Raw genomic sequence first — 475 nt, 5'->3', positions numbered from 1 at the left:
AATGCCTATGTTGGACAACAAAAATTACCCTCACGAGTTGTAATATACAGACTCACATCAACTCAAGTTCATAAACGTAGGAAACAGCAAACTTATGTTGAAAAGAAAAAAGGGGTTACATACTCTGAAAAAAGTAAACGTTTAACAGAAATCAATGTTTATATTACCAACATCCCATGGGAAATTGTTCCGATGGAACATGTTCACGAGATTTACTCTCTACGTTGGCAAATAGAGATTGTATTTAAAACATGGAAATCTCTTTTTGGTATCAATCATTGTCACAATATTAAGCGAGAGCGTCTAGAATGTCATCTTTATGGACAGTTAATCGCTATTTTTCTTTGTTCTTCCACTATGTTCAAAATGCGACAGCTGTTACTACAGAAAAAACAAAAAGAATTAAGTGAATATAAAGCAATTTATATGATTCAAGATCATCTGTACTTAGTATATGAAGCTATACAACAAGACA

At 32.4% G+C, this 475-nt stretch carries 1 protein-coding gene; it reads left to right on the top strand.

What is annotated here, in order from left to right:
• The coding region (locus JDS81_RS29805; protein WP_199688687.1) for an IS4 family transposase at window positions 1-475 on the top strand (475 nt) is incomplete at both ends.

The organism is Bacillus cereus group sp. N31, from assembly GCF_016483245.1.
Taxonomy (GTDB): domain Bacteria; phylum Bacillota; class Bacilli; order Bacillales; family Bacillaceae_G; genus Bacillus_A; species Bacillus_A toyonensis.
Note: the sequence above shows the minus strand (reverse complement) of the source record. Positions and strands in the feature narration are given on the sequence as shown.